This window comes from Burkholderia singularis (assembly GCF_001718875.1).
Lineage (GTDB): Bacteria > Pseudomonadota > Gammaproteobacteria > Burkholderiales > Burkholderiaceae > Burkholderia > Burkholderia singularis.
This window is the reverse complement of the sequence record NZ_CP013449.1, coordinates 1,172,955-1,199,171: the sequence shown is the minus strand read 5'-3', so window position 1 is coordinate 1,199,171 and position 26,217 is coordinate 1,172,955. Positions and strand designations below refer to the sequence as shown.

The 26,217-nt window shown below is 61.6% G+C and carries 23 protein-coding genes; 12 read left to right on the top strand and 11 right to left on the bottom strand.

Annotation, left to right across the window (positions count from 1 at the left end; genetic code table 11):
* Positions 1–15: 15 nt before the first annotated feature.
* From AQ611_RS20835 to AQ611_RS20820, 4 genes are all read left to right on the top strand, one after another.
* Positions 16–378 (top strand): Rieske 2Fe-2S domain-containing protein, encoded by a 363-nt coding sequence (locus AQ611_RS20835; protein WP_083237485.1) that lies wholly within the window; start codon positions 16–18, stop codon positions 376–378.
* The gene (locus AQ611_RS20830; protein ID WP_069235905.1) at positions 371–1,339 is read left to right on the top strand and encodes a Rieske (2Fe-2S) protein; all 969 of its coding nucleotides are present in this window, start codon (positions 371–373) and stop codon (positions 1,337–1,339) included. The genes AQ611_RS20835 and AQ611_RS20830 overlap by 8 nt, the downstream gene beginning before the upstream one ends.
* Positions 1,340–1,726: 387 nt before the next feature.
* Positions 1,727–2,869: a branched-chain amino acid ABC transporter substrate-binding protein gene (locus AQ611_RS20825; protein ID WP_059519805.1), complete on the top strand. Its 1,143-nt coding sequence runs from the start codon at positions 1,727–1,729 to the stop codon at positions 2,867–2,869.
* 190 nt (positions 2,870–3,059) lie between these two features.
* Complete coding sequence (locus AQ611_RS20820; protein ID WP_069235904.1) at positions 3,060–4,823, top strand: cation:proton antiporter domain-containing protein; 1,764 nt, start codon at positions 3,060–3,062, stop codon at positions 4,821–4,823.
* A 66-nt stretch (positions 4,824–4,889) separates the two neighbouring features.
* Here AQ611_RS20820 and AQ611_RS20815 read toward each other — a convergent pair whose 3' ends face one another.
* Positions 4,890–5,447: a 5' nucleotidase, NT5C type gene (locus AQ611_RS20815; protein WP_083237555.1), complete on the bottom strand. Its 558-nt coding sequence runs from the start codon at positions 5,445–5,447 to the stop codon at positions 4,890–4,892.
* A gap of 610 nt (positions 5,448–6,057) precedes the next feature.
* On the opposite strand from AQ611_RS20815, the gene AQ611_RS20810 reads away from it, so the two are divergent.
* Genes AQ611_RS20810 through AQ611_RS20790 form a run of 5 tightly spaced genes read left to right on the top strand, consistent with a single transcriptional unit; the run spans position 6,058 to position 11,179 of the window.
* Positions 6,058–7,206 (top strand): sedoheptulose 7-phosphate cyclase, encoded by a 1,149-nt coding sequence (locus tag AQ611_RS20810; RefSeq protein ID WP_146011710.1) that lies wholly within the window; start codon positions 6,058–6,060, stop codon positions 7,204–7,206.
* Positions 7,203–7,946, top strand: coding sequence for an SDR family NAD(P)-dependent oxidoreductase (locus AQ611_RS20805; protein ID WP_069235902.1), 744 nt, complete (start codon positions 7,203–7,205; stop codon positions 7,944–7,946). The genes AQ611_RS20810 and AQ611_RS20805 overlap by 4 nt, the downstream gene beginning before the upstream one ends.
* On the top strand, positions 7,937–9,445 hold the full coding sequence (locus AQ611_RS20800) for a GMC family oxidoreductase (protein ID WP_180978100.1): 1,509 nt from the start codon (positions 7,937–7,939) through the stop codon (positions 9,443–9,445). Before AQ611_RS20805 ends, AQ611_RS20800 begins: the two co-directional genes overlap by 10 nt.
* 31 nt (positions 9,446–9,476) lie before the next feature.
* Entirely contained in the window at positions 9,477–10,709 is a 1,233-nt protein-coding gene (locus AQ611_RS20795; protein ID WP_069235901.1) for a DegT/DnrJ/EryC1/StrS family aminotransferase, read from the top strand.
* Positions 10,706–11,179, top strand: coding sequence for a GNAT family N-acetyltransferase (locus tag AQ611_RS20790; RefSeq protein ID WP_069235900.1), 474 nt, complete (start codon positions 10,706–10,708; stop codon positions 11,177–11,179). Before AQ611_RS20795 ends, AQ611_RS20790 begins: the two co-directional genes overlap by 4 nt.
* A gap of 61 nt (positions 11,180–11,240) precedes the next feature.
* On the opposite strand, the gene AQ611_RS20785 is transcribed toward AQ611_RS20790, so the two are convergent.
* From AQ611_RS20785 to AQ611_RS20765, 5 genes are all read right to left on the bottom strand, one after another.
* Entirely contained in the window at positions 11,241–13,010 is a 1,770-nt protein-coding gene (locus AQ611_RS20785; protein ID WP_059519798.1) for a peptidoglycan D,D-transpeptidase FtsI family protein, read from the bottom strand.
* Positions 13,011–13,529: 519 nt separating this feature from the next.
* Complete coding sequence (locus tag AQ611_RS20775) at positions 13,530–15,083, bottom strand: methyl-accepting chemotaxis protein (RefSeq protein WP_069235898.1); 1,554 nt, start codon at positions 15,081–15,083, stop codon at positions 13,530–13,532.
* Between the two features lie 430 nt (positions 15,084–15,513).
* The gene (locus AQ611_RS25825) at positions 15,514–15,876 is read right to left on the bottom strand and encodes a hypothetical protein (RefSeq protein WP_125910508.1); all 363 of its coding nucleotides are present in this window, start codon (positions 15,874–15,876) and stop codon (positions 15,514–15,516) included.
* 31 nt (positions 15,877–15,907) lie between these two features.
* Positions 15,908–16,825 carry a hypothetical protein gene (locus AQ611_RS25820; protein WP_146011709.1) on the bottom strand — a complete coding sequence of 306 codons (918 nt, stop codon included), beginning with the start codon at positions 16,823–16,825 and terminating at the stop codon, positions 15,908–15,910.
* A 252-nt stretch (positions 16,826–17,077) separates the two neighbouring features.
* Complete coding sequence (locus tag AQ611_RS20765; protein ID WP_146011708.1) at positions 17,078–17,350, bottom strand: hypothetical protein; 273 nt, start codon at positions 17,348–17,350, stop codon at positions 17,078–17,080.
* Positions 17,351–17,453: 103 nt separating this feature from the next.
* Here AQ611_RS20765 and AQ611_RS20760 point away from each other — a divergent pair, with 103 nt between their 5' ends.
* Positions 17,454–18,371, top strand: a complete 918-nt coding sequence (locus AQ611_RS20760; RefSeq protein WP_069236433.1) for an alpha/beta fold hydrolase — start codon at positions 17,454–17,456, stop codon at positions 18,369–18,371.
* 723 nt (positions 18,372–19,094) lie between these two features.
* On the opposite strand, the gene AQ611_RS25145 is transcribed toward AQ611_RS20760, so the two are convergent.
* On the bottom strand, positions 19,095–19,472 hold the full coding sequence (locus tag AQ611_RS25145) for a hypothetical protein (RefSeq protein WP_082712068.1): 378 nt from the start codon (positions 19,470–19,472) through the stop codon (positions 19,095–19,097).
* A 322-nt stretch (positions 19,473–19,794) separates the two neighbouring features.
* Between AQ611_RS25145 and AQ611_RS25815 the strand changes: the two genes are divergently transcribed.
* Positions 19,795–20,859, top strand: a complete 1,065-nt coding sequence (locus AQ611_RS25815) for a hypothetical protein (RefSeq protein WP_146011707.1) — start codon at positions 19,795–19,797, stop codon at positions 20,857–20,859.
* 198 nt (positions 20,860–21,057) lie between these two features.
* On the opposite strand, the gene AQ611_RS20755 is transcribed toward AQ611_RS25815, so the two are convergent.
* Positions 21,058–21,645 carry a nucleotidyltransferase family protein gene (locus AQ611_RS20755; RefSeq protein ID WP_069235895.1) on the bottom strand — a complete coding sequence of 196 codons (588 nt, stop codon included), beginning with the start codon at positions 21,643–21,645 and terminating at the stop codon, positions 21,058–21,060.
* A gap of 193 nt (positions 21,646–21,838) precedes the next feature.
* Between AQ611_RS20755 and AQ611_RS20750 the strand changes: the two genes are divergently transcribed.
* Positions 21,839–22,423, top strand: a complete 585-nt coding sequence (locus AQ611_RS20750) for a cysteine hydrolase family protein (protein WP_069235894.1) — start codon at positions 21,839–21,841, stop codon at positions 22,421–22,423.
* Positions 22,424–22,498: 75 nt separating this feature from the next.
* Here the strand turns inward: AQ611_RS20750 and AQ611_RS20745 are convergent, their stop codons facing one another.
* Genes AQ611_RS20745 through AQ611_RS20735 form a run of 3 tightly spaced genes read right to left on the bottom strand, consistent with a single transcriptional unit; the run spans position 22,499 to position 26,167 of the window.
* Positions 22,499–23,182: a Fe2+-dependent dioxygenase gene (locus AQ611_RS20745; protein WP_069235893.1), complete on the bottom strand. Its 684-nt coding sequence runs from the start codon at positions 23,180–23,182 to the stop codon at positions 22,499–22,501.
* The gene (locus AQ611_RS20740; protein WP_069235892.1) at positions 23,179–23,916 is read right to left on the bottom strand and encodes a tetratricopeptide repeat protein; all 738 of its coding nucleotides are present in this window, start codon (positions 23,914–23,916) and stop codon (positions 23,179–23,181) included. The genes AQ611_RS20745 and AQ611_RS20740 overlap by 4 nt, the downstream gene beginning before the upstream one ends.
* A gap of 4 nt (positions 23,917–23,920) precedes the next feature.
* Positions 23,921–26,167 carry a TonB-dependent receptor gene (locus AQ611_RS20735; protein WP_069235891.1) on the bottom strand — a complete coding sequence of 749 codons (2,247 nt, stop codon included), beginning with the start codon at positions 26,165–26,167 and terminating at the stop codon, positions 23,921–23,923.
* Positions 26,168–26,217: the final 50 nt, after the last annotated feature.

Genomic DNA, 26,217 nt, shown 5'->3' with positions numbered 1-26,217 from the left:
TAAGGAAAAAAATCGATGAGGGCTCTTAACGAATGTCAGGATGCACCATTGGGCCGCTACCCGGACGGCTGGTTTGCGCTCGGTTACAGCCGGGACGTGAAGCGCGGCGCAGTCGTAGTCAAGCGCTTCGCGGGGGGCGACGTCGTGATGTATCGAGCGCGATCCGGGCTGCTGCGCGTGATCGAACCGCACTGTCCGCATCTCGGCGCACATCTGGGACACGGCGGCGTGGTCGATGGGAAAAATCTCGTCTGCCCGTTTCATCATCTTGCATTCGGTCCGGACGGAGCTTGTGCGCACGCACCGGGTGCGCTGAAGCCGCCGCCGGCGATGCTGCGGCAGCGGCACGTGCGCGAGGTAGGAGATCGCAATGAATGACGCCGCGTGCGCTGCCGACGTTCCGCCGCTGCCCTATCCGGACGGATGGTTCGCACTGTGCTTCAGCGACGAGCTGAAGCCGGGAGCAGTATTGACGACGCCGTTCATGGGGCGCGACGTCGTATTGTATCGAACCGCACTCGGCGTTGCATGTGCGGTTGACGCGTATTGTCCGCATCAAGGTGCGCATCTGGGGCGCGGTGGCACCGTCGAGGGCGAGAATCTCGTTTGCCCGTTTCATGGTTATGCCTATGGAACAGACGGTCGGCGTGCCGGTGTCGCGTGTGAGCGCGGCCGGGCACTCGCGCTGCGGACCCTGCGCGTATGCGAATGGAACGGTTTCGTATTCGTCTGGCAGCACGCACGCGGGCTCGAGCCGACGTGGGCGTTACCCGAGGTCGATATGGAAGGTTTTTCGAAGCCCATCGGCCGTGCGTATACATTGCGCGGCGTGATGCAGAACTTGCCGGAGAACGGCTACGACCTCGAGCATTTCGGCGCATTGCATCGATGGAGGGACATGGTGCCGCATCCGCCGGTGGTCGATGGACCGAGGATTTCGATGCGGGTCGACATGAAGTGGCGGAGCGTGAAATGGAGCACGGTCATCGGTGTGCATGGACTTGGCTGTGTGTCGTCCGACCATCAGATGAAGGCGCTCGGACTTGAAGCGAAGATATTTGCATGCGGCGTGCAGATCGCGCCGTTGCGATGGACCTTTCGCGATGGCATCTCGTTTCGTTTCTCATGGCTATCGAACTGGCCGTCGTGGCTACAGCATCCGATCTACGCGATACTCGCGCGCATACTGCATCGTTTATGGCTTGTGCCGGTCTTCAATGAAGACATCATGGTTTGGAGCAACCGCGATTACGCCGATTACGGCCGGCCCGGGGCTGGAAACAGCCCATATGCGGTATTTCAACGTTGGGCACGGCAATTTTATTCATCAGTCGACTAGCATGAAGATATTTTGCCGGATGCCGCGAGTGCAACGCTGCACAAGCCGTTTGTCGAACGAATAGCCTGATCCGGCACATCATGGATTGCCCGGTCTTGCTAGACCTGGTGCGATGCCGGGGAAGCCGGCATCGCGCGCACCGGTCCGGCCCGAGGCTGCATTGGCTTGCAGCCGGGGCGAAGGCACTCGGCCGCGCGGCAAAAGGCGCCCCGCATTTTTTGCGGCACGACGATGCCGGGCGACATGGTTTTCCCGCAGCCACCACATGCGTCGATATCTACCTTGCTCAAACAAATATTTTTCGGCACGATTGCACGCTGACATGAGCCGCGCACGCACCGTTGTCGGGCGGCCTGGGTCAACACGAATCGGAAACAGGGGACTCCCATGAATGTCAAGCTGCAAAAAATAATGCCGCTCAGCGCGGCGGCAATGCTGCTGGCGGCGGCCGCGTCGAATGCGGCCGCGGATCAGGTCGTGAAGATCGGCAGCGTCGAGCCGCTGACGGGAGGCATCGCGCACCTCGGCAAGGACAATGAAAACGGCGCACGTCTGGCCATCGAGGAGATCAACGCGAAGGGCCTCACGATCGGCGGCCAGAAAATCACGCTCCAGCTCGACGCGCAGGACGACGCGGCCGATCCGCGCACGGCCACGCAGGTCGCGCAGAAGCTGGTCGACGACAAGGTCGTCGCCGTGGTCGGCCACCTGAACTCGGGTACGTCGATTCCGGCCTCGAAGATCTACAGCGACGCCGGCATCGTGCAAATTTCGCCGTCGGCGACCAATCCGGCCTATACGCAGCAAGGCTTCAAGACCACCTTCCGGGTCGTCGCGACCGATGCGCAGCAGGGCCCGGCGCTGGCCAACTATGCGTCGTCGAAGGGTGTGAAGACGGTGGCCGTCGTTGACGATTCGACCGCGTATGGCCAAGGCCTCGCGAACGAATTCGAGAAAAAGGCGAAATCGCTCGGTCTGAAAGTGTTGTCGCACGACGCGACGAACGACAAGGCGGTCGATTTCCGCGCGATTCTGACGAAGATCAAGGGGGAAAACCCGGACGCGATCATGTACGGCGGGATGGATGCGACGGGTGGCCCGTTTGCGAAGCAGGCCAAGCAGCTCGGCCTGCGCGCGAAGATTCTTTCGGGCGACGGCGTGTGCACCGACGGGCTCGCGAGCCTGGCGGGCGATGCGGTGGGCAACATCATCTGCTCGCAGGCGGGCGCGGCGGTCGAAAAGATGCCCGGCGGTCCCGCGTTCAAGGCGAAATACGAGAAGCGCTTCAACCAGCCGATCCGGTTCGATGCGCCGTTCGCGTATGACGCTGTCTACATCATCGTCGATGCGATGAAGCGCACGAATTCGACGGACCCGGCGAAGATTCTGTCGGCGATTCCGACGACGAAGTACAAGGGCGTGATCGGCGAGACGACCTTCGATTCGAAGGGCGATCTCACGCATGGCGTGATCTCGCTGTACAACTATAAGGACGGCAAGAAGACCTTCCTCGATCAGGTCGAGATGTAACGCGGTTCGAAAACGCGGCCCGCTCGTCCCGGGCCCGGTTCGGCGTTTCGCGGCCCCGCGCACGGTTGTTCGTGTGCGGGGCCGCGCGTTTTTGTGCGCCGCAGCGCGGCAGCTGATTCAATTCACCCGTTGTTCATCGCAATCCCTTATCCTTGAACCTTACGAATGATTTACATACAAGGATGCCAGGATGCCTCATGACGTCAGCCTGATTGCGCTGCTCGCGGCCGGTTTCGGTCTTGCGATGATCTTCGGTTACCTCGCGTCGCTGCTGAAAATGCCGCCGCTCGTCGGCTATTTGCTCGCCGGCATCGTAATCGGCCCAGGCACCCCCGGTTTCGTCGGCGACATCGCGCTCGCGCAGCAGCTCGCCGAAATCGGCGTGATGCTGCTGATGTTCGGGGTCGGCTTGCATTTCTCGCTTGGCGATCTATTGGCGGTCCGCAAGATCGCGCTGCCTGGCGCGATCGTGCAGATCACCGTCGCGACGGCGCTCGGCGCGGGGCTTGCGCTGTTGTGGGGATGGAGCGTAGGCGGGGCGCTCGTGTTCGGTCTTGCGCTGTCGGTTGCGAGTACGGTGGTGCTGTTGCGCGCGCTCGAAGGGCGCGGGCTCGTCGAATCGGTCAACGGGCGCATCGCGATCGGCTGGCTTGTCGTCGAGGATCTGGTGATGGTGCTCGTGTTGGTGCTGCTGCCGCCGCTGGCCGGGCTGCTCGGCGGCGCGGACGTGGGCACGGCCGGCACGCAAGCCGCTCACGATGCGCACGGCGCCGCATCGGCGGGCGGCAATCTGTGGCACGCGCTCGGCGTCACGTTGATGAAAGTCGCCGCGTTCGTCTCGCTGATGCTTGTGGTCGGCAAGCGCGTATTCCCTCGTGTGCTGTGGCTCGTTGCGCGTACCGGCTCGCGCGAGTTGTTTACGCTGTGCATGATCGCGGCAGCGGTGGGCGTGGCGTTCGGCGCGGCGAAACTGTTCGACGTGTCGTTCGCGCTCGGCGCGTTTTTCGCCGGGATGATGATGCGCGAATCCGAATTCAGCCGCCGCGCAGCCGACGAGACGCTGCCGCTGCGCGACGCATTCTCGGTGCTGTTCTTCATCTCCGTGGGCATGCTGTTCGATCCGCGCGTGCTGATCGACGAGCCGCTGCACGTGCTCGAAGTCGCGGCGATCGTCGTGGTCGGCAAGACAATCGCCGCGGCGGCGCTCGTGCTCGCATTCCGCTATCCGCTCAATACCGCGCTGACGGTTGGCGCGGGGCTCGCGCAGATCGGTGAGTTCTCGTTCATTCTCGCGGGGCTTGGGCGTGCGCTGGGCCTGTTGTCGATGCAAGGGCAAAGCCTGATTCTTGCAGTCGCGCTGCTGTCGATCGCGCTCAACACGCTGCTGTTCGCGGCGATCGATCCGGCGCTCGCATGGATTCGCGAACGCTCGGCGCTCGCGCGCCGTCTGGAGGCGCGCGACGATCCGCTCGCGGCGTTGCCGATGTCCACGCCGCAGGCGCATTTGACGGGGCAGGTGGTGATCGTCGGCTATGGGCGGGTCGGCATGCGTATCGCGCAGGCGCTCGATAGCAGGGGCATCGCATATGTCGTCGTCGAGCAGAATCGCGAGATCGTCGAGAAGCTGCGCAACGACGGCGTCGCGGCCGTGTCGGGCGACGCGATCGAGCCTGTCGTGCTCGTGCAGGCGCACGTCGCGCGGGCGGCGATGCTCGTCGTCACGCTGCCGGATGTGTTCGACGTGCGGCAGATCGTCGAGATTGCCCGCACACTCAATCCACCGCTTGAAATCGCGCTATGCACGAACAGCGACGACGAAGCGGCGCTGCTCGCGAGCGAAGGGATGGGCGAGGTGTTCGTCGGTGAGGCGGAGTTGGCGCGCGGGATGACCGAGCATGTGCTCGCGCGAATGGGGAAGGAGGCGGTGCATAAAAGGCAAGCGGTTGCGCATTAGCATGCCCCATCGGACGGCAGTCGCTACCGCCGTTTTGGCTGACGCGGCTCTTCCCGCAGCCGCGTATCAGCCGTGCTCGCTGAAATATCGCAAGACGGCATCCCAATCGTCGACGCGCGGCTGCCAGTCTAGGCTGGCATTGTGAGGCGCGGTAAAGAGCAGGCCCTGGCCGCTGAAACGGCGAAAGTGACGAGTGTTGTCGTCGATCAGATAATCGGCATGGACGATGCTTTTGTCGCCGCAGAACACGATGTTCGATGGCTCAATGAACGGCAGATGCCGGCGTAGCCAGCGGAATTTGTATTCGCACGAATTCGGATATTCCATCGCCGCAGTGGTCACGAAGAGTTCGAATCGGCTCGACAGCGTGCGCAATGCGCGTTGCGCTCCCGGCATGACGGGCAGCGTTTCGAAAAAACGTCCTTCGGCGAGCAGCGCTTCCATCATCGCCGCGTGCTCGGGCGAGACGAACGCCGAAAGCGGTTTGCCGATGCAAGCCGTGCGCGACAGCGCGTAATGGTGAGTGGTTCGATACCAGGCGAGTTCCGCCGAGAACGCGTCGGCAATCACTTCGTCCATATCGATGGCAATCCGGATCATCGTCGTCTCCCGAGTGGCGCGCATCGTCAACTCATTGCGTTTCGTATGATAAAGAGTTTCGACGCTGTTCAGGCCACGGGGCCGCATCGCGGCGGTCTTCCCGGCACTGGCGCGATCCCGGTGTTCGAGCTGCTCGCTCGTGTGCAACCGGGAATCGACCGCCGTCATCCGCCGGAGCGGGCTGCGCCAGCAGTCCGTTAGCGATTCACACATTTCGACGTTTAATTTAATTAAATAATTTAAATTGTATAAGCGTTGATGAATTTTAAACAAAATGGATGAGTGAGCCTACCAAGTTTTATAGGTTGATGATGATATTTTCTTGATTTTTTCTTAACCGTGTTTAGACTCTGCTTGCATTTTTAATTGATTTATTTGGTCAATTAAAGAGTGAGCTTGCAGGTTCGTGAGTGCTATCGGGTGCTTGTCGCCAATAATGCAGTGGAGTGTGTTGAGCATGGCGATGGGGCATGCGATGCATATCGTGGTTTGAGTATTAAATAAAAAATTCATAACTATTTTTCATTTTTGTGGGGAAAACAATGATTTTATATGGATGTTTTGTCTCATCCTGAATGCCGGTTTATTTTGAATTTCAATGGAATGACGGTGTTTGAAAACGCAGGGGATTTCGATGAGGAAAATCAGAATCTGCGCGGCGCAGGAGATCGAGTACAGCATCGAATCGCACGATTCTCTGGAGAAAATGGCGGCGGGTGTCGCGTCTTTCGCCGACGGCGGTGCGATGAGCGTTTTCATCGACCAGGGTTTGCCGCGCGCGCATGCCGACTCGCTCGTGGCCGCGCTTCGCTTTGCCGGGATCAACGTGCGCTGCCATTGCGTCAACGCAGAAGAAGAGCAAAAGACGCTCGGTAATGCGCTGCGGATTGCGGAGATATTGAATCAGTCCGGCACGAAGCGCCGGTCCTCGCCGCCGGTCGTGATCGGCGGCGGGGTGGTCTGCGACCTGGTGGGATTTGCATGCAGTCTCTATCGTCGCGGTATTCCGTTCATTCGCGTGCCGACTACGCTGCTCGGCATGGTCGATGTGAGTGTTGCCGCGAAGACGGCGGTCAATCATTTCGGTTACCGAAACAGGCTCGGTTCATTTCATCCGGCTGCCGCCACTTATTTGTATCCCGGCTTTCTCGATACGCTGCCCGGCCGGCATATCGCAAACGGCTTGGCCGAGGTATTCAAGGTCGCGCTGATCAAAAGCCGCCGCCTGCTCGATCTGCTTGACGAGCATGGGCATGCATTCTTCGAGCCGGGTGTCGAAACGAATCCGTTCGTCAACGAAATCATTCATCTGGCGGCGATAGCGATGGCCGAAGAGCTGGAGCCGAACCTGTGGGAGCGCGATCTGCGCCGCATCGTCGACTATGGGCATTCGTTCAGTCCGTTGATCGAGATGACCTATATCGACGAGCTGCTGCACGGCGAAGCCGTCGCGCTCGACTGTCTATATTCGGCGTTGCTGTCGAAGCAGCGCGGCATGTTGGACGAAGCCGATGTCGATCGGATTTTCGATATTGCGAAAAAGCTTCGTCTTCCTCTGTATCATCGCGGCTTCGGCGATGGGCAACTCGTTGCCGATGCGTTACGTGACACGACGATTCATCGCGACGGCCATCAGAATTTGCCTCTGATGTACGGCCTTGGCGATGCGGTATTCGTCAACGATCTGACGCCTGCCGAGATGCGCACTGCATCCGAGGCGTTGTCACGGTTTTCGTCAGCGAGCCGCAGCGTGGGTTTTCTCATGGAGACATACCCGACATGACGGCGCCGATTCTGCTGATTACAGGGGGGACGCGGGGGATCGGCGCCGCTGTCGCCCGTCATGCGGTGCGTGCCGGCTGGATCGTTCATGCGTGGGGGCGGGACGCGCGTGCGGGCGAGGCGCTCGTGCATGCGCTCTCCGAAGGCCCGGGCGAGTGCTACTACCGTCAGGTCGACGTTTCGGATTTCGCGGCGCTGAAGCGCGAGTACGAGCGGCTCGCCGGCCCGCACCGCATTGCGTATGCATTCAACAATGCCGGCATTGCCGCCGCCGGCTCGCTCGCGACGATCGACGCCGACGCGGTGCGACGCTGCTTCGATACGAACGTGTTCGGCCTGTGGGCGAACTTGCGGTTCCAATTGGCCGGCATGGTGGGCGCGGGGCAGGGCGTCATCGTCAATAATCATTCGATTCATGCGGTCCGCACGATGTTTCCCGGCGTCGGCGTCTATGCGGCATCGAAGGCGGCGGGGGCGGCGCTGACCAAGGCAGCCGCACTCGAGGCCGGGCCGGCGGGTGTCAGGGTGAACGGCATCGCGCCGGGGCCGATCGATACGGACATGTACCGCCGCAGCCTCGTCGACAGCGCCGACGCGAACACGTGGCCGTCGCGCATTCCGCTCGCGCGCATCGGTACGGAGGACGAGGTCGCGCAGACGGTGATGTTCCTGTTTTCGTCCGGCGCGTCGTTCATCAATGGCCAGATCGTCGGCATAGACGGAGGTGCATCGTGCTACTGAATGATGCCGTGGCGCCGGTCTACGATTACGTGATTGTCGGCGCAGGGCCGGCCGGCTGCATCGTCGCCGAGCGCCTGTCACGCGATCCTTCGGTGAGCGTGCTGTTGCTGGAGGCGGGCGACGATCTGTCGGTCCGCGAAGACGTGCTCACGCCGAGCCGCTGGCCGGTGCTGATCGATTCGGCGCACGATTGGGCGCATCGAACCGAACCGCAGCCGGCACTCGGGAATCGCGCGGTCGCTTGGCCGCGCGGCAAGATGGTCGGCGGCTCGGCGGCCATGCATGCGATGGTGTACGTTCGCGGCCATCCGGACGATTTCGCGCGCTGGGCGGACGAGGTTGCGCCTTCGTGGGGCTGGGCGAGCCTGCAACGCTTTTTCGAGCGGTTCGAGCAAGGGAGCGGTGAGATCGTGTCGGTCGAGCGGCCGACGTCGCTGCATCCTTTCTGCGAAGCGTTTCTCGACGTCGCGCAGACGCTCGGCTTGCCGTGCCGCGAGATGGTCGACGTATGCGCGCACCCGGGAGTTGGCCGATACCACGTGATGCAGCGCGACGGCCTGCGTTCGTTTCCCGCGCGGACTTGCCTGGCGAGAGCGTTGGCGCGGCCGAATTTCACGATGCTCACGCATTGCCGGGTCGAGCGGCTGGGATTCGATGGCCGCCACGCGCGGCAAGTGATCGTCGAGTGCGTGGACGGCACGCAGCCGATCCGCGTTGAACGCGAGGCGATTCTGTGCGCGGGCACGATCGGCTCGCCAGCCATTCTGCTGCGCTCGGGCGTCGGTCCCGCCCGCGCGCTGCGCGCGGCGGACATTCCGATCGCGCATGCGCTCGAAGGCGTCGGCGCGAATTTGCACGATCACGCGCAGGTGACGTTGTCCGTCCGGTCGCTCACCAGCATGCCCGTCGCGCGCACGTCGAATCTCGGTGAAGTCGGCGGTTTTTTGAATACGCCGGCATCGGCCGAGCAGTCGTCGACGCAGCTTGCGTTCGCGCCGATCATCGGCTTGAGCCGCGGCGGCGACATCGGCGGCGGATTTTCGCTCGGGCCGTCGGTCGGCTTACCGGCGAGCCGAGGCCGGGTCGGTATCCGGCGTGTGGCGGGCCGGCTGCGAATCAGTATCGATCCCGCTTATCTGAGCGACGAGCGCGATCTCGCCGTGCTCGCCCACGGCGTGTCGATCTGCCGCGAGATCGTCGGTCATCCGCGGTTGTCCGCACTTGCCGGCACGACGGGCAGGGATTTCGACCGGTTGCGGGAGCGCGACGCGATCCGGCGCTTCTGCCGCGCGCACGCGCATACGCAATTTCATCCGGTCGGCACTTGCAAGGCGGGGCACGGCGGCGACGCGGTGGTCGCGCCGGACTTCAAGGTCATCGGCCTGGACAACGTCAGGATCGTCGACGGATCGGTGATTCCGTCGATCACGAGGGCGAACACGTGTGCGCCGATCATGGCGCTCGCGATGCTCGCGGCCGATTCGCTGGCCGGCGGCTGAAGTCTATTTCATCCTTAGAGGAGCTAACGATATGGCGGGACCGGGGTATTCTTTTTTGGGCGACGAAGAGCGGGACAACGTCAACCAAGTGCTCGATACGTGGGGCCTGACGCGTTTCTCATACGACGTGCCGAACTTCACGTCGTTCGTCAGGCAGACTGAAGAGGCATTCGCGTCGCTTGCCGGCGTGCGGCATGCGATCGCCGTCAACAGCGGGACGTCCGCGCTGATCACGAGTCTCGCCGCGCTCGGCGTCGGACCGGGAGACGAGGTGATCGTGCCGGGGTACACGTTCGTCGCATCGATCGGCAGCATCGTGCTGAGCGGCGCGACGCCCGTGCTCGCGGAAATCGACGATACGCTGACGATCGATCCGGCCGACGTCGAACGCAAGATCACGAGCAGGACGAAGGCGATCATGCCGGTTCACATGCTCGGCGCGGCATGCGACATGCATGCGCTAGGCGCGCTCGCACGGCGTCACGGGCTGAAGATCGTCGAGGATGTCGCGCAGGCGTGCGGCGGCAGTTTTCAGGGGCGGCGGCTGGGCGCGCATGGCGATATCGGCGCGTTCTCGCTGAATCCGTTCAAGGTGATCACGTCGGGCGAAGGCGGACTCGTCATCACCGACGATCCGCATCTATACCAGCGCGCATACGCGTTTCAGGATCAGGGCTGGTTCCCGCTGCGTCGCGACACGGGCGAGGGCGACATCCTGTTCGGACTCAATCTGCGCATGGCGGAGCTTGCCGGCGCGGTGGCGGTTGCGCAGATCGCGAAGCTCGACCGGGTGCTCGCCGCGACGCGCCGCGCGAAATCGGCGCTGCTGAGCCGGCTCGCGCTGCCGGGCGACTGCCCGATTCAGCCGCGCCGATTGAACGACGAAGCGGGCGATTGCGCGACGGTGCTGGTGCTGACCTGCGCGGAACGCGAGCAGGCGAAGCGCCTCGCCATGACGCTCGGTTCGAAGACGCTCGACGATTCGGGCCGGCATTACTACCGGAACATGTCGCAACTGCATCGGCTTGGCGATCGCGTGAAGTCGTCGGCCGTGTTTCATCGGCATTACGCGGGCGATCCGGCGCTCGGCACGTTTCCTTCGCTTACCCGGACCGACGATCTGCTCGGGCGCTCGGTCGGCATATCGATTGGCGTGTCGGACCGATACCTCGGCGCAGGCTTCGGCATCTCGGTCCAGGATGACGACGAGACGATCGATGCGCGTGCGCGCACGCTTCGCGACGCGATTCTTTCGGCATCGTGAAGCCGCCTGGCGCATGGGTGACGCTTGTGGCGACGGCGCAAGACTTGGGCGCCGCCGTGCGGCTCGCGGACGGTTCGAGCGCGGGCTTGCGCGCGCGGCTGCTCGAGCGTTTGAAGTGCGATGCGGCTGAAGGGGGCCGGCCGCACGACGAATGCACGCTCGAAGTTGCAGCGCTCGTCGGCACGGATGGAATCGTGGCCGGCGGCATAACCGGCAGTCTGTTGTATGGCCGGCTCTATGTCGATTTGATCCACGTCGACGAATGCTTCAGGGGGCGCGGTCTCGGCGAGCGGCTGCTGCGGCATGCCGAGGGGTGGGCGCGCGAGAAGGGTGCGTCGCACGTGTGGCTGCATACGTACCGGTTTCAAGCGCCCGGATTCTATCGCCGGTGCGGCTATGCGGAACTCGCGACGATCGGCGAGACGCACGATCCGCAAGCGATGACGTTTTTCGCGAAGCGGATCGGCTGACGTCCGATGGCCCGGCCAATGCGGCGGCGCGACCTGGCGGACGCGCCGCGGCCGGCCGACGTCACGCCTTCGGTTTTCCGGATGCCGCTTTGTCGTTTCCGGCCGGCGCGTCCGGCGGCACGCCGAGCAATTGCAGCGATCCGCTCGTCACCGAAGAAAACACCGGACCGGCGACCGTCCCGCCGTAATAGCCTTTGCCGCTCGGCTCGTCGATCATCACCGCGACGATCAGGCGCGGGTCGCTCATTGGCGCCATGCCGGCGAACAGCGCGCGGTATTTGCCCTTCGCATACGACGCGCCGACTTGCTTGCGCGCCGTTCCCGTCTTGCCGCCGATCCGGTAGCCGTCGACGCGCGCCGCGCGTCCGGTTCCGCCCTGGCCAACCGCCATTTCGAGCATCGAGCGAATCGCGGCCGCGGTGGCGGGCGATGTCACGCGATGGCCGCGGTGCGCGGCGTCGGTTTGCGCATCGGCCGACGTCTTCAGCAGCGACACCGGGTGCAACGTGCCGTCGCCCGCATACGCGGTGTAGACCTGCGCGATTTGCAGCAGTGACGTCGACAGTCCGTAGCCGTAAGCCATCGTCGCCTGCTCGATCGGCCGCCAGCGCTTGTACGGACGCAGCCGCCCCGATGCGACGCCGGGAAACGTCAGCTCCGGCGCACGGCCGATTCCGTATTCCTGATACTTGTTCCAGATCATTTCCGCCGGCAGGTTGAGCGCGAGCTTCGCGAGCGCGATGTTGCTCGACATCTGCAACGCCTGCGCGACGGTGATCGCGCCGTGGTTCGATGTGTCATGGATCACGGCGGGCCCGATCCTGTACGAGCCGGGCGACGTATCGATCACCGTTTGCGGCCGCACCTTGCCTGCGTCGATCGACAGCGCAACGACGAGCGGCTTGATCGTCGAGCCGGGCTCGAACGTGTCGATCACCGCGCGGTTGCGCAATTGCTGGCCGGTCAGGCGCGCGCGATCGTTCGGATCGAACGTCGGATAGTTCGCGAGCGCGAGGATCTCGCCGTTTTTCGCGTCCAGCACGACAACGCTGCCGCCTTGCGCGTGGTTCGCGATAACGGCCGACTTCAGTTGCGCATACGCGAGTTGCTGGATGCGGCGGTCGATCGTCAGCTCGATCGTCGCGCCGTGCTGCGCCGGCACGAGCGGACGGGTATCGGAAATGATCCGGCCGAGCCGGTCGCGGATCACCTGGCGCTCGCCCGCGGTGCCCGACAAGCGCGCGTTCGCGGCAAGCTCGACGCCTTCTTGCCCGCGATCCTCGACGTTCGTGAAGCCGACGACGTGCGCGGCCGATTCGCCTTCCGGGTAGAAGCGCTTCGAATCGGCAATCTGCGTGATGCCGTCGGCGTCGAGTTTTTCGATCCGGGCAGCCGTTTCGGGGTCGATCTGGCGTTTGAGCAGCACGAACGAGCGTTCGCTCGTCAGCCGGCGCCGCACTTCGGCGAGCGGCATGTCGAGCAGCTTCGCGAGCGGTGCGTAAGCGGCTTCGTCGACCTGCTTGGGATTCGCCCAGATTTCATAGGTCGTCAGGCTCACGGCGAGCAGCGCGCCATTGCGATCGACGATGCTGCCGCGCATCGCGCCTAGCTCGATGGTTCGTTGATAGCGTTTCTGGCCTTGTCCGACATAGAAATCCTGGTTGGCGACTTGGACCCAGAACGCGCGGCCGATCAGCGCGGCGAACCCGGCAAAGACCAGGATCACGACAAATTTCGAGCGCCACATCGGCAGGCTCGATGCCAGCATCGGATTTTTGGCGACGGCGAGGTACGGATCGGAGGACGAGGTCGATTTCTTCTTCAGGCGCATGAGGGGAGGCTATCGCGTGCGTCGGGCGGCCAGAGGAGGTTGAAATGAATGCAATTGTAATTAATAAGTAATCGTTTCGTCTGAAAATGACGGCAACATCTTGATAAATCTGACAATTTGAGACGGATGCGAAGGGAAGGGGGCGGCACGGGAAGCAGCGCGGGCGCGCAGTTTGGGCTGCGCGTGGTTTTCGCGATGATCACGCTCTGCGTCGCGCGGCAAGCGATCGATTTTTCGCGCGCATCGGCGCACACCGCCTGGGCGCGCGGTTGCCGGGGCGGTCAACCATCGCGCGGATGGCAGAGCGGGGCGCATCGCGTTCGTGCGGACGCGGGCGCTTCGTTTTCGGGCGGCTGAGCGCGTGCCTGCGTTTGTGCCGCATGCCGGTGCGGCACACGGCGACGCGGCTCGCCGCGAATCCGTCAGCTGCGGGTTGGCTGTCCGCGGCCGCTCACCCGCGGCCGGGGCGCGTGCCGGATCGCGTCCGCCGCGAGCCTCATCGCGCCGGGTGCTGCCGCATCACGCCGGCAATGCAAATTGGGCAACCGCCGCGCGCAACGCGTCCGCCTGATCCTTCAGCGAATGCGCGGCGGCGGCGGCTTGCTCGACGAGCGCGGCGTTTTGCTGAGTGACCTGATCCATTTCGCCGACCGCCCGGTTCACCTGATCGATTCCCGTGCTTTGTTCGCGTGACGCGTGGCTGATCTCGTCGAGAATTTCGTTGACGCGCGTGACCGATTGCACGATCTCGGTCATCGTCGTCCCCGCGCGCGTGACGAGCGACGCGCCGTGCTCGACCGTCGCATTCGACGTCTCGATCAGCGATTTGATCTCTTTGGCCGCGCTCGCCGAGCGCTGCGCGAGCGAGCGCACCTCGCTCGCGACGACCGCGAAGCCACGCCCTTGCTCGCCCGCGCGCGCCGCCTCGACGGCCGCGTTCAGGGCCAGAATATTGGTCTGGAACGCAATGCCGTCGATCACGCCGATGATGTCGCCAATCTTGCGCGACGCGCCGGTGATCTCGGCCATCGTCCGCACGACGTCGCCGACGACCGCGCTGCCGCGCGTGGCAACCTGCGCCGCCTCGTCGGCGAGCCGCGCGGCTTGCTGCGCGCTGTCGGCGTTCTGCTTCACGTTCGCCGTCATCTGGTCCATGCTCGTGGCCGTTTGCACGAGTGCCGCCGCCTGCTGCTCGGTGCGCTGCGACAGGTCGGTATTGCCGGCCGCGATTTCGGAGGCGCCGACATTGATGTTCTCGGTGCCGAGCCGCACGCGCGACACCATGTCGATCAACGCCGTCTGCATCGCGCGCAGCGCGTGCAACAGACTGGAACGGTCGTTGCCGCGCACGCCGACCTGCGCGGTCAGATCGCCCTGCGCGATCCTGTGCGCCGTTGCGACGGCCGCCTCCAGATCGCCGCCGAGGCTGCGCCGCACGCTGCGCAGCACGCCCGCCATCACGATGGTCCCGACCACGCCGAGCGCGGCCGCCATCGCCAGCCAGCGGCCGATGCTGGCGAGCACGGCCGCCTGCACGTCGTCCATGTACATGCCGGTCACGATGTACCAGTCCCACGGCGCGAAATGGCGCACGGCGCTCGTTTTGTCGATCGGCCGGTCGGCGCCGGGCTTGGGCCACTGGTATTCGACGTAGCCGAGGCCGCCGCCGGCGTTGGCGGCCTTGACGATCTCGACGAACACGCGCGTGCCGGCCGGATCGGCGAGATTCGACGCGTCCTTGCCGTTCAGCTCGGGTTTGATCGGGTGCATCACGATGACGGGTCTCGAATCGTTGATCGATACGTAGCCGTCCTTGCCGTAGCGCATCGCGGCGATCGCGTCGAGCGCCGCGCGCTTCGCGTCGGCTTCCGGCATCGCATGCTGCTGGGCGAGCGCGTAAAAGCGCTCGCTGACGCCATAGGCTTGCGCGGTGAGATTCGCGAGCTGCGCGCGCCGCTCCGCAATCATCGATGCGCGGTTCTGCCATGCGCCGATCGCGCCGATCAGCAACAGCCCGATCCAGACGAAGACGATCAGCGATGTGAGCTTGTGGTTCAACGACAGGTTGCGCATAGGTTCGGAGCGCCGGACGGCGGCGTGTGGAGACGGGGATGCCTGTTTATCGGCGTGGAGCGACGCGAGCGCAGGCGGGTATTCCCTATAGGCTGGCTCGGTTTGCATGGCCGCGGGATGCGATGGCGGCAGTTCAAGGGCGGTTAGGTGAGGGCGGGCTTGCGAGCGTATCGTGAGCGACGCCCGCTGTTATGTTGAGGCGTTTTGCGGCAGCGCCGCATTTTTATGCGATTGGCGGCGACTCTATAGAAGCGGGATCGATGCTCATAGCGAGGAGTATGAGGGGCATGGCGCCGCGATGTTTTCGCATCGCGGCGGCCTCCACGTTCCCGGATTTCGCGGAAAATCTATTTGGCTTGTCCAGAACTTCATTTTATCGAGAGTTGGCGTTTCTTCGGGCCGGTGAGATCAAAGCTCATGCCGGCGAGCGTCATCTCCATGTCTCGATAGTTCCGAACCCCAAGTTGCCGCAGCTGTTGATTGGAGAGCTTAATTGAACCTGAGTGCCCAAGGTGAATGCAAGCTGAGCTTGGGAAAATAACACGCGCCCTACCGGATTCGTATCCAGCGGTATATCACTGGAATCGTGATAATAAAATTTAGCGGTGTCGGTCCAATACGGTTTGTCATTGATGTAAACGCCAAATTCACTCCAGGCGGATTTGCCTGATCCGGAATAAGGGCCCACGATGTCGACGATATAACCTTTGGCACAAACCGTACCGATTCCGGCGAATGCCAAGTGGCTGGTTGCCATTAGTAAGGTAAAAATCAAAGGGATCTTAAGTTTCATGGTATTCTCCATGCAATTCGCAGTGACGGCGTTATTTTCTATCCCACAGCAAATTTGTTGGCGAAATTACCGGAAATGCATACTTTGCCTTAATTTTTTCAAAATCTGGAATGATGCTGTTACACGTATCCGAGGTGGTCGCTGAGGCTGGAATACTTGTGGGATGTGTATTTGTTCGTTTTCCTTGAGGGGTTTTTATTCGATATTCTCCATTGACGTACTGCCAATCGCCGGAATATAAAGGATAAACGCTCCGTCTGTCGGCAATTTGCGTCAATCCGGTAGCTATGGAGCCAAGCACACTTTGATCGCCATTGTTGTAGCGGACCATGTTTTGATAAACCGAACTTAATGTATTGAACGCATTCTGTCCGACGATTTCGACCGCGCCTTCTTCGAATCCTTCTCCTGGGTCATCAGAGCGATTGTTGGGACCGATGAAAAGATTTCCTGGCAGCCAGGTGTAAAATTCCTGAAATGTATCCAACCCTGGCGGCGGCCGGTTTCCGCCCCATCTGGCATAATTATCTGCGACGGCAAGCGCCAAGTTTGAAGCTTCTAGGTAATCGAGGCGATTTCTTTCGCAATCCAGGCTGGCTGCCGACGCATACGATGGAATATTTCTTCCAAAAACTATAAGAAAGCTACGAAATCTTAGTATTTCGCCGTGAGTTTCCATCACTCTGTTATAGAACGCGCGCAGCACATTGTAAGGGATAATATGGTGACGACTTACTTCAACGGAGTAATCGGGGCCGCTTCCCTGTGCTGAAAGGTCAATATTGTAATTTTGTAGCGGCGGGTATGGCGCTCCTGGTCTCGCCCCAAGTTCAAGCTCATATGAACCTGGCGGGAAATCTTCCGGATCGGCGTGACATAGTGCGGATGCAGTCGCTATCCACGCTGCGAGTATAATTAAAATATGAGATCGCATTTTATGATCACTCATGCGGTTGAATTGTGGCTGGTCGCGCCTTGATGGCGATGTATAAATTATAAACAATTGCGTGCATAGTATTTGCGGTGAGTGTTCTGAATTGCACTTGCCGAATTTTTGAAGTCAGAGTATCTGTGGGTCGGTTAAATTTCGATGATTTTTATGGCGGAGAGGTCGTATTGAGTGTATTTCCAGGTATTTTATTTGTCAATAAAGGAAGATTTTTTTGTCTGAATGTTTATTCGATTCAATAAATTCTTTTTTTTAAAATAAATTGAATTGAAACGATTCAGTTCGGTCGTCGAACTGAAATTGAGATTTGACGCTAATTTGAAGCGGCTTCAAGGCCATACGTGTAATCAAGCCAAGCCGTCTGGTTAATGGCAATTCTGACGCAGCGCCCCAGTCAACCTCCGTCGATATGCCGCTTTCATAAACCCGCGGCGAGAAACGCAGCATCGTAATCATTCCATCGAATATTTGCCGTGGCTTGCGTGCTGCGCTTCGACGCGTCGCGTCGAAGCGGTCGATCGGCATGTCGGCGCTCGCGTACAATCAATCGCGACCGGCCCGTCCATGCCGAGGTGTCGGCAACCCGCCGGATATTTTCCTCAAACCTCCCAACGCGACGGAACCCTACATGGATCATGGAAACATCGTTCATCCGCAGTTCGTAACGCTGAACAACGGCGTGCGCCTGCATTATGCGAGCGCGGGCCAGCCCGGCCAGCCGTTGATGCTGTTCGTGCACGGCTTCCCCGAATTCTGGTACGCATGGCAAGCGCAACTGTCTGCATTCGGCGATGCGTATTACGCGGTCGCGCCGGACTTGCGCGGCTTCAACCTGTCGAGCAAGCCGGCGGGGCCGGGCGAATACCATCCCAAGCTGATCGTCGACGATCTGGCTCAACTGATCGACGCGCTTGGCTACAGCCGGGCAATCGTCGTCGCTCACGATTGGGGCGGCGCGGTTTGCTGGAGTCTCGCGATCAAGTTTCCACAGCTGATCGACAAATTGGTGATTGTGAATGCGCCGCATCCGTGGCTGTTTGCGAACGCGCTCGCAAACGATCCCGCGCAGCAAGCCGCTTCCGCGTACATGAACTGGCTGCGGCAGCCCGGCTCGGAAGACGCCCTTGCCGCCAACGATTTCGCGAATCTGGAAAAATTTTTCACGGCAGGCGGGCAGTCCGGGGCGTCGTGGTATACGCCCGAAGTGCGCGGCAAATATCATGCGGCGTGGTCCGTGCCCGGCGACGGCGGATCGCACGGCCTGACGGGCGGCTTGAACTACTACCGCGCGTCACCGCTGCATCCGCCGGCCGGTGGCGAGGCGGCGCCGGACATATCGAAGCTTGTGCCCGAGGAATGGGTCGTGCAGGTGCCGACGATGGTGATTTGGGGCGAAAGCGATACCGCATTGCCCAAAACGCTGCTCGACGGCATCGAACGCTTCGTGCCGGATCTGCGGATCGAGCGCATTCCGGAAGGATCGCATTGGGTGATACACGAGCAGCCGGAACGGATCAATACGCTGATTCGTGGATTTGTCGGTTGATTTCGACACGTGGCCCACACCGGCGCTATGCCGGTTGTTGCGCTGGCGATGATTGTCGAGCTGTTTACCGTATCGTTTCGCAGGAAAGCGTGCGCGGTGGTGTCAATCCAACCGCGCATGCGCGGCGCAGGTGCAGGCTCAAGGGCATGCGCAGCGACTAGGCGCGGCGCATGCAAACGAATCGTTTTGCGCCGTCGTGCCCGCCCGTTGCGCGTCTGTCGCAGCCGGCCTTGTCAAACCGGATCTTTGCTGGGCGGCTCTTGCGGCTTTTGCGGATGCTCGTGATGGTGGTGATGGCCGGACGACGGCGGCGCGAACGCATCCTCTTCGGGGTCGCGAGTAGGGTCGGTGGGCGATTCAGGCTGCGGTGATGTGTGATCAGTCATAACGATCTGCCTGCAAGTCTTGCAATGCGCGCGCATGCCCGCGCGGACGCGCGACGCGCACCGGGTTTCGTTTCTCTGTTATAGGCGATTGGACGTGCATTTGCCGGATCGCGGCGTAGACCGTCGATCAATGGTTCGCGAGCCGAGGCCGATCGACATCGGCGGCTTGGGGGTGGCGGGCGGATCGGCGGAGGAGTAGGGGGAAGCGCCGGGTGCTCCTCCTCTACCGCGCGAACCTTCGCGGGGAAATCTGGCCGGCCGCATGGTTTGTTACTGCGCACGCCGGGAATGAACGGATCGGAGACGCGGCTTCAGTTTGCAATTAAAATTCCAAAATTCATTTCATGTATAACGCAAATCCATTCTCGGAAGGATTCAAAATAAGAATTTTATTGCCTCCACCTTGATTGTTACCCGGAACTTCGGTTGCATCGTTATACGAAAATGGAGCATTGCAATACTTGATGGCGTCCTTGCCTGGCGGATTCCAGTAATCTTGAAATAGAAAAATCAGTATTTGAGAGGGGGCGCCATCAATAATATTTATTGCCTTATTCCCCTCGCTCTGACCGGCGATCCACGGAACCCATATATCGCCAGTCCACGCTCCGCTTGCCGGAACGGAGAACAATTGGGAGGCGCTGTCTCCATTTTTGATAGCAATTAAATTGAAAGTGTTATTTATAATCATTTTTATATTTGTGACGTCAGCCATTTAAATTTTCCCCCATTGATTTTCGGTTAAATGTACTGGTTCCGTCCTTGCAAAGAAAGCTGTTATTTATCGGAGGTGTTTGCCAATATTTTTCTACCTAGATTCAAGTAATCCATGGGTCGTCCGCATTGGCGATCCTTATTTCTAAGTGATTATCCCGTTGTTCGATTATCTTGTTTTCGATAAGGCAATGCGGGCCGTCGTTATTTATAGATGTGTGTTTGCATAGTTCGATGATCGGCAATCGGTTGGTGCTGTGAATAATGCTTCGCGATTTTTGCCGCGATGCAACCGCAATCCTTTGATTGTAAAAATAAAGATCATGGCAAAATACTACATTATCTATGCGATAATTGAAAGATCTCCGAGAAACTACTATTGCTATTCTGGATATATTTCATTTGACCAGAGTGATAAAAAATTTTCTCCGGAAGGATATATAAGAACTGGTGGGAAAAATGGAGATATTCCAAATGAATATTCACTGTATTTGAATCCTACCGATTACCCGCCAACCGGGGTGTTCTATAACGGAGGAATCAGGGATCCCAAGCAACCTCAATTCGCCTTGGTTACCGGCATCGACAGAATCGCATATGCGGTCAGACCTTATGTTGCCCTGCCGGGCGGGCAGGGAACTTTCAATTTTATGACGTCGATCAATGTGGCATCGCCCTACAGTGCAATCGTGCCGTTTAGACAAGATAACGAAGTTGGAAAGACATTGATGTACCACTGGTTCTATAAAACTGAAGACGGGGCTTTGTGGTGGGCGGCGGGAAGCGGTAGCGTGAAAATTACGGACTTACCGACAAGGAGTTATCCAAGTATCGTACAGCGCGTGATTGCCGATGATTGTGGATGGATAATTGCGTGCGACGATAATGGGAGAATAAGTTACTCTGCGGTAGAAAGCTTTCAAAATCAAAAGCTGAAAGCTCTGGAAAGCTTCGATAATGTGATTGACGGCCGGCCAGCCGCCATTATGGGTGAATTCATCGTTGACGGGACTACTGAAAGTTATATTTTTGTGTTTTACAAATCCTCGAACAACGTGCTTCGTTGTTGTGTTTTCGACTGGCGTGGCACGGAATTGGGTTGGCAAGTCGATACCGCAGTTCTTTCTGGGGAGGGGCAGGAATTTAGCATCACATCGTCACCGTCGGCTGCGCCATGTTATCTCAACGGAAAACGCAATACTGAACGTGCATACGTTTGTGCTTTCGGTCCGGATCCGGATGATAGAAATAAAACCAAGCTGATTTTATTTGAGATCGATCTGGCCTCGGTAGACCTTGAAAATAAACGGATGCCCGCGACCAAAATTAATCAAATTTCCACGTCTTACAACACCAATGCAGGCCCCTTCATGTTCTATGGCGGTTGATCGGGATATCCGATATAGGATGTACACCATAGAAGAATACGAAGAGATAAACGAAATTGCCGGCGGCCAGCGCACGTCCTATTTGATCTGTCTGTACGATCGAAAACGGCCTTCGCGGCCGTAGATACGATGGGGCGTGCGCCGGTTTGAGTCTGGAGGGGCGGGTGTAGGGTGCACTTTGCGATCGTGAACAGGCTCTCAGCCGGGCAGATCGGCCGGCGTATCGACGTCGCGCAACACGGCTGAATCGTCGACGTCGACGATCGCGGGCGGATGGGCGACGAGCAGCGCGCGGGCGCCCGAATCGCCGTCGAGCGCGGCAAGCGCCTCGTAGTGGCGGCTCGCGAACCCGACTGGATGCCCGCGTTGCCCGCGATAGGCGGGCGCGACGATCGACGCCGGTCCCACTTCGAGCGTCCGCGCGAGCGCCTCGATCGTCGCCGGCGCGATCCATGGCATATCCGCGAGCGCGACGATCCAGCCGGGGCTGTCGGCGCTCGCGCGCACGCCGGCCGCGAGGCTCGCGCCCATCCCCCGGACGGCGTCTGGCGCGAACACCGCTTGGCAGCCGACGCCGTTGAGCAACTGCGCGAGCTTTTCCGCGCCGGGCCGAACTACCGCGATCACGTTGGGCAGCACGGCGGTAAGCCGTTGCGCGGCGGCGACCGCGACGGGCGTCCCGTCGGGCAGCTTCGCGAGCAGCTTACTGTGGATGCCGCCGGGATCGAAGCGGGTGCCGAGGCCGGCGGCCAGCAGCACTCCGGTGGCGAGCGACGCGTATGTCATGGCGGTAACCGGTGGCGGACGTGTCGCGATTGTGCGATGCAGGAGAAGCAGACGCAAGCACGTGCAGTCCGATTGCAAGGCGTCCGTCCAGCCGTCCAGCCGTCCAGCGGGATGCGCGCGGGTGCGGCGCGGCGTGAAGTTCGCAGCGCGCCGCTAGAATGGCTTATTTCAACTTCCGCTGCCGCCCTCCCGCATGGATACGTCGCCGCTTTGCGCGCATGCCGCGCTGCTGCTCATCGATCTGCAAGAAGGCATTCTTGCGCCGAATCCGACTATCCCGCGCAACAATCCCAATGCGCAAACGCATTGGGCGACGCTGCTCGACTGCTGGCGCCGTACCGGCCGGCCGATCGTGCATGTCCGGCATATTTCCCGCTCGCCGGATTCGGTATTTCGGCCCGGCCAGCCGGGCGCCGAATTTCACGACGCATTCGCACCGCTCGCGCGCGAGCACGTGATCGAAAAAAACGTCCCCGACGCGTTCGCGGCGACGGGGCTCGCGCGCTGGCTGCACGAGCGCGGCATCGCGCAACTCGTGATCGCCGGCGTGATCACGAACAATTCGGTGGAATCGACCGCGCGCTCGGCGGGTAATCTCGGCTTCGATACGATTGTCGCGGGCGATGCGTGCTTCACGTTCGATCAGCGCGATCTGTCGGGGCGCGTGTGGGCGGCGGCCGACGTTCATGCGCTTTCGCTGAGTAATCTCGCGATGGACTACGCAACGATCATGGATACGCGCGAGATCGTCGAGCGCCCGGCTCAGGCTGGCGGATGAGTCCGCCGCGCCACGCCGGTTGCGCGCGATGCAAGCGCGGCCGGCAGCAGCCGGCGCGTCGCGCGGCCCCGGCGCTCACGCATCCGCCCAGCGTCGCAGCAGGTTGTGATAAATCCCGGTGAGCGCGATCACGCCCGCGTCGCCCGCGCCTTTTTCCGCACTGAGCTGCTGGATCTGCGTATCGAGTTGGAAGAGCAGCGTGCGGTCGGCATCGTCGCGCACCATGCTCTGAATCCAGAAAAACGACGCGACCCGCACGCCGCGCGTCACCGGCGTCACGCGATGCAGGCTCGACGCCGGATACAGCACCATATCGCCCGCCGGCAGCTTCGCGCGATGCACGCCGAACGTGTCCTCGACGCATAGCTCGCCGCCGTCGTATGCATCGGGCTCTTCGAGAAAGAGCGTCGCGGAAAGATCGCTGCGCACGCGAAAATCGGTGCCGCGCAGCAGCCGGATCGCGTTGTCGACGTGCGTGCCGAACGCGTCGCCGCCCGCGTAGCGGTTGAACAGCGGCGGAAACACCTTGAGCGGCAGCGCGGCCGAGAAAAACAGCGGATGGCGCGCGAGCGCGTCCTGGATCGCGTTGCCGACCGCGCGCGCGGCGGCCGAATCTTCCGGCAATTGCAGATTGCGCTTGGCGAGCGCGGACTGCGCGCCGGACGTCGCATTGCCGTCGGTCCAGTCCGCTTGGTCCAGCACGGCCCGGCATTGCGCGACCTCGTCTTTCGTCAGCACGGCGGCAATTCTGAGCATCATCCGGCGAACTCCTGCGCTGCCGCGGCGCGAAACGCATCGATCGGCGAAGCGGCCAGATAGGCGCGCATCTTCGCGACGAACGCGGGCGTGGCGGTGCGCGGCACGCGCGCGAGCCATTCGAGCGCTTGCGCGATGCATCCGCGCTCGGCGAGCAGCCGTGCGTAGTTGAACTGTCCGCGAAAATCGCCGGCCTGCGCCGCGCGCCGGTAGTAATCGAAGGCGATGTCGCGGTTTGCGGCGACGACCCAGCCGTCCTCGTAAAATCCGCCGATCAGGTTGATCGATTTCGCATGGCCGAGCGCGGCCGCTTTCTCGAACCATTCGAGCGCGGCGGCCCGGTTTTCGTCGATGCCATTGCCGAGGGCGAGCATCGTCGCGTAGTTGTACATGCCCCAATCGAGCCCGGCACGCGCGGCCTCGCGATACCAATACACGGCGACGGCCGCGCTCGCGGCTGTCCCCCAGCCGAATTCGTAGCAGCGTCCGACCATGTTCATCGCCATCGGATGGCCGGCGCGCGCCGCATGCTTGAACCATTCGAGCGCGGCGGCGGGATCGCGCGCGACGCCGTGGCCGTCGAGCAGATATTGGCCGTATACGGCCTGTGCGTCGACGATGCCGTTTTCGGCCGCCGCCGCGACCCATGCGGCCGCGCGCTCGGGCGGGCCGCCGAGGATCTCGACGAGCGATTCGCGCGTGGCCGACGCCAGCGCGGCGAGCGATACCGCCTGCATCGCGTCAGTAGCGCGCATTGAGCGTGACGAATGCCGAGCGGCCCGGCGCGATCGATGCGTAGTGCGCCGGATACGCTTGATCGTAGTACGTGCGGTTGAACAGGTTCTGCACGTTCAATTGCACATCGAGCTTCTTGTTGATCCGGTATTGCGCGGTCGCGTCGAAGCGCCAGTACGACGGCACGGCGCGCAGATTCGCGGTATCGCCGAACACCTTCGACATATAGAATGCGCCGCCGCCAAGCGTGAATTTCGGCGTCACGTCGTAGTTCGTCCACAAAGTGAAGCTGTGCTTCGGCGTGTTCGGGAACTGATGGCCGTTGTCGGCCCGGTTTTTGCCGTTGTCGCGCAACTCGCTCTTCATGTAGGTATAGCCGCCGAACACTTGCCACGCGCGCGTGAGCCGGCCCGCGAAGCCGAGTTCGAGCCCTTGCACGCGCTTGTTGCCGGCCATCGCGTATTCGTTGTTCGGCAGCGTGACGCGCGCATTCGTCGTATCGATCTGGAACAGCGCGGCCGTCAACGACAGCTTGTCGGCGAGCACGTTCCACTTGGTGCCCAGCTCGATGCTGCGGTTTTTCTCCGGCGCGAGCTGATCTGCGTTCGCGCCGACGCCGCCGCGGCCGGGCGTGAGCGACTGGGTTTCGGCGCCTTCGCCGAGCAGCGCGCCGGCGGGCGTCGACGACGTCGCATACGACGCGTAGACGCTGCCGTTCGGCGCGGGCTTGAACACGACGCCCAACTGCCAGTTGACGAGCGTATCGTCGCGCGTGTAGGTCTTCGAACCGTTCGCGCGGGTGTCGGTGAAGCGGGTCGAGTAATCGTCGATCCGCACGCCGGCGTTGACCTGCCAGCGCTTGCTGAGTTCGATCGTGTCGAAGCCGTAGATCGACTTCGTTACCGTGCGCGCATACGACGGATCGTTGTTTCGCGTGATCGAGCCGGCCCACGGATCGCTCGGGCTCGGCGACCACAGGCTCGTGCAGTTGTAGCCGGACGCCGCGCCGATTCCGGCTGCGCAGCTCTTGCCGTTGCCGGCCGCGACGGTGTACGCGTCGCGCTCGGAGGATTCGCGCGACAGTTCGATGCCCGTCGTGAAGCTGTGCTTGAGCCGCCCGGTCTTGAACTCGCCGGACAACTCGGTCTGGTTCGCGATGCTATGGACCGAACTGTCGCGATTGTTGTTGCGGCGCCAGACGCGGCCGTTGATCACGTTGCCCTGGCTGTCGTCCGGCTGGGTCCAGATGTAGTCCTGCGTCGATTTGGTATAGCGCGTCGTGTTGCGCACCGTCAGCGACGGCGTGAGGTCGTGCTCGATGCGCACGGTGCCAATGTCGGACGTGGTCTTGCGGAAATCGCGGTCGACGAGGCCGTAGAAATTGTGCCGGTTCACGTTCGCCGGATAGATCGTGTCGACGTTCGCCGGCTTGTTCGACGTCGTGTAGAAGTACGGGATGCCGCTGTCGGGCAGGTCGTCGGTCGACAGGTGATAGTAGCTGGCGGTGACGCGCGTCGGCGTGCCGAGGCCGAACGCGATCGACGGCGCGACGCCCCAGCGCTCGTTGTTCACCCAGTCGCGGCCGGCGACGTCGTTGTTGTGGCTCATCACGTTGAGCCGGAATGCCGCGTGTTCGGCAAATTGCCAGTTGCCGTCGGCGGTGAAGCGGCGGTAGCGGTCGGTGCCGAGCCCAGCGCTCGCGGCGGCGGTCGTGCCGAGATGCGGCGTCTTCGTCACCAGGTTGATGCTGCCGCCCGCGCCGCCGCGCCCGCCGTAGGCGCCGTCCGAGCCTTTCGTGATTTCGATGCGCTCGGTGTTGAAGATCTCGCGCGTGGTCGCGCCGACGTCGCGCATGCCGTCGGCGAACAGGCTGCCTTGCGTGTCGTAGCCGCGCAGGAACGGACGGTCGCCGAGCGGATTGCCGCCTTCGCCCGCGCCGAACGTGATGCCGGGCACGGTGCGCAGGGCTTCGGCGAGGGTGGAGGCGCCGCTGCTTTCGATCAGCGCTTGCGGAATCACGGTGACCGATTTCGGCGTGTCGACGAGCGGGGCGGTGAATTTCGCGGACGACGCGAAATCGGCCTTGTAGCTATGCTCGGCGGCGCCCTTGATCTGGATCGGTGCAAGCTCGTTGTCGTGGCCGGCGGGTGCGGCGCTCGGCGCGGCGTCTTGCGCGAACGCCGGGCTGGTGGCGAGTACGCCGACTAGCGTGGTGAATTTTCCGAGCTTCAACTCGTCGGGGCGCGACTTCATCGATGGTAATCCTTGCCAGATAAGACTCGATCGGACGAGGGCGCGATGAG

What these genes read in the sequence shown, in the direction of transcription:
- AQ611_RS20835 (WP_083237485.1), top strand. Translation starts at nt 16, where the DNA reads ATGAGGGCTCTTAACGAATGTCAGGATGCACCATTGGGCCGCTACCCG.
- AQ611_RS20830 (WP_069235905.1), top strand. Translation starts at nt 371, where the DNA reads ATGAATGACGCCGCGTGCGCTGCCGACGTTCCGCCGCTGCCCTATCCG.
- AQ611_RS20825 (WP_059519805.1), top strand. Translation starts at nt 1,727, where the DNA reads ATGAATGTCAAGCTGCAAAAAATAATGCCGCTCAGCGCGGCGGCAATG.
- AQ611_RS20820 (WP_069235904.1), top strand. Translation starts at nt 3,060, where the DNA reads ATGCCTCATGACGTCAGCCTGATTGCGCTGCTCGCGGCCGGTTTCGGT.
- AQ611_RS20815 (WP_083237555.1), bottom strand. Translation starts at nt 5,447, where the DNA reads ATGCGCGCCACTCGGGAGACGACGATGATCCGGATTGCCATCGATATG.
- AQ611_RS20810 (WP_146011710.1), top strand. Translation starts at nt 6,058, where the DNA reads ATGAGGAAAATCAGAATCTGCGCGGCGCAGGAGATCGAGTACAGCATC.
- AQ611_RS20805 (WP_069235902.1), top strand. Translation starts at nt 7,203, where the DNA reads ATGACGGCGCCGATTCTGCTGATTACAGGGGGGACGCGGGGGATCGGC.
- AQ611_RS20795 (WP_069235901.1), top strand. Translation starts at nt 9,477, where the DNA reads ATGGCGGGACCGGGGTATTCTTTTTTGGGCGACGAAGAGCGGGACAAC.
- AQ611_RS20785 (WP_059519798.1), bottom strand. Translation starts at nt 13,010, where the DNA reads ATGCGCCTGAAGAAGAAATCGACCTCGTCCTCCGATCCGTACCTCGCC.
- AQ611_RS20775 (WP_069235898.1), bottom strand. Translation starts at nt 15,083, where the DNA reads ATGCGCAACCTGTCGTTGAACCACAAGCTCACATCGCTGATCGTCTTC.
- AQ611_RS25825 (WP_125910508.1), bottom strand. Translation starts at nt 15,876, where the DNA reads ATGAAACTTAAGATCCCTTTGATTTTTACCTTACTAATGGCAACCAGC.
- AQ611_RS25820 (WP_146011709.1), bottom strand. Translation starts at nt 16,825, where the DNA reads ATGAGTGATCATAAAATGCGATCTCATATTTTAATTATACTCGCAGCG.
- AQ611_RS20765 (WP_146011708.1), bottom strand. Translation starts at nt 17,350, where the DNA reads ATGCCGATCGACCGCTTCGACGCGACGCGTCGAAGCGCAGCACGCAAG.
- AQ611_RS20760 (WP_069236433.1), top strand. Translation starts at nt 17,454, where the DNA reads ATGGATCATGGAAACATCGTTCATCCGCAGTTCGTAACGCTGAACAAC.
- AQ611_RS25145 (WP_082712068.1), bottom strand. Translation starts at nt 19,472, where the DNA reads ATGGCTGACGTCACAAATATAAAAATGATTATAAATAACACTTTCAAT.
- AQ611_RS25815 (WP_146011707.1), top strand. Translation starts at nt 19,795, where the DNA reads ATGGCAAAATACTACATTATCTATGCGATAATTGAAAGATCTCCGAGA.
- AQ611_RS20755 (WP_069235895.1), bottom strand. Translation starts at nt 21,645, where the DNA reads ATGACATACGCGTCGCTCGCCACCGGAGTGCTGCTGGCCGCCGGCCTC.
- AQ611_RS20750 (WP_069235894.1), top strand. Translation starts at nt 21,839, where the DNA reads ATGGATACGTCGCCGCTTTGCGCGCATGCCGCGCTGCTGCTCATCGAT.
- AQ611_RS20745 (WP_069235893.1), bottom strand. Translation starts at nt 23,182, where the DNA reads ATGATGCTCAGAATTGCCGCCGTGCTGACGAAAGACGAGGTCGCGCAA.
- AQ611_RS20740 (WP_069235892.1), bottom strand. Translation starts at nt 23,916, where the DNA reads ATGCAGGCGGTATCGCTCGCCGCGCTGGCGTCGGCCACGCGCGAATCG.
- AQ611_RS20735 (WP_069235891.1), bottom strand. Translation starts at nt 26,167, where the DNA reads ATGAAGTCGCGCCCCGACGAGTTGAAGCTCGGAAAATTCACCACGCTA.